The sequence below is a fragment of the Neobacillus cucumis genome, from assembly GCF_002860255.1.
GTDB classification, from domain to species: domain Bacteria; phylum Bacillota; class Bacilli; order Bacillales; family Cytobacillaceae; genus Neobacillus; species Neobacillus cucumis_A.
In genome coordinates this window covers 1-1619 of sequence record NZ_PGVE01000023.1, presented here as the reverse complement: position 1 = coordinate 1619, position 1619 = coordinate 1, and the positions used below count along the sequence as shown (strand labels likewise).

At 39.8% G+C, this 1619-nt stretch carries 1 protein-coding gene and 1 pseudogene; both read left to right on the top strand.

The features are described from left to right. A pseudogene (locus tag CVD27_RS04420) lies at positions 1-842 on the top strand (phosphoglucosamine mutase); the annotation flags it as partial. A 239-nt stretch (positions 843-1081) separates the two neighbouring features. Beyond that, on the top strand, positions 1082-1619 hold a 538-nt coding region (locus CVD27_RS04415; RefSeq protein ID WP_180960148.1), incomplete at its 3' end, for a response regulator.

Genomic DNA, 1619 nt, shown 5'->3' with positions numbered 1-1619 from the left:
AGGACTTCGAAAATATCCATGTAGCGCTCGATTGCGCACATGGAGCGACTTCAGTCTTGGCAACCCATGTATTTGCGGATTTGGATGCAGACTTGACTACAATGGGTGCTTCTCCAAATGGTTTGAATATCAATGATGGCGTTGGATCTACACACCCTGGAGCACTTGCAGCACTTGTAGTAGAAAAAAGTGCAGATATCGGTCTAGCATTTGATGGTGATGGCGATCGTCTTATCGCAGTTGATGAAAAAGGAAATATTGTCGACGGTGACCAAATTATGTTCATCGTAGCTCGATATTTACATAGCAAAGGCAGATTAAAATCAGACACTATTGTCTCTACTGTGATGAGCAACCTCGGTTTCTATAAAGCACTAGAGGAATTTGGCATGAAGAGTGTCCAAACCGCTGTAGGTGATCGGTATGTCGTAGAAGAGATGCGTAAAAATCATTATAATCTTGGTGGTGAGCAATCAGGCCACATTATCTTCATGGATTATAATACAACGGGCGATGGCTTACTGACGGCATTGCAACTTGTTAATATCATGCAGCAAACAGGTAAAAAATTATCTGAATTAGCTAGCGAAATGAAAGTGTATCCACAGAAACTTATTAATATTCGTGTAATGGATAAATATGCGGTCATGGATAATATGCGTATTGTCGGGGTTATTAACGAAGTAGAGAAAGAGATGAACGGACAGGGAAGAGTACTTGTACGTCCTTCAGGGACAGAGCCCCTCGTCCGTGTAATGGTCGAATCTGAAACAGAAGCACAGTGTGCAGACTATGCAGATCGGATTTCACAAGTAGTAAAAGAAGAAATGGGTCTAGAGTAAATATGCGTTTGGGCTGGTAATAGGAAATTCTATATTACCAGCTCTTTTTTTATAGAAGTAGAATACCGGGGAATCAGAAGTACAGGACGAAATGGGAATGCTTCCGCTGAACGGAGAGGAAAACAGTGAGTCAAAAAAAATATCAGAATATGCTTGCACAACGTACAGAGAATATCTTTGAAGAGTGGAAAGCGCGTGGTAGTTTAACGGAAAGGGAGTTGTATTATTTTCTTCATAAATTGAAGGGAACATCCGGGACAATCGGATTGCAACAGTTGTCTCTCTTTTGTGCGTCACAATTAGAGATTCTGACGTCTTCCAACGATCAGAAAATACCCGTTTCTTCATTAGAGAATTTGAAGAATCGTATTCGTTCGCATTTTGATGATACTATTGCTGTGAAAAAAGAAGAATTTCAATTGCCTGATCGCTACGTTAACCGTCTTGATCAAGAAACGTTTATTTTAATCATTGATCAAGACTTGGAGTTCGTATCCTATTTAAAAGAGTTGCTTGAGAAGCTTGGGGCTCAAGTAATTATTTCATTGAATGGAAAGCGTGGCATTGAACAATTTTACTCTATGAGGCCAAGTATTGTAATCATAGATGCAAAGTTGCCTGATATGACAGGCTTTGAAGTATTGGATCAAATTGCAGAACCCGCGCGGCAAAAAAATACGACATTAGCCATCTCGAGTGAAGAAGTAACGAAAGAAATTCTGATTGAAACGTATCGTAGAGGTGCTATGGATTTGATATCTAAACCTTTTGATATGG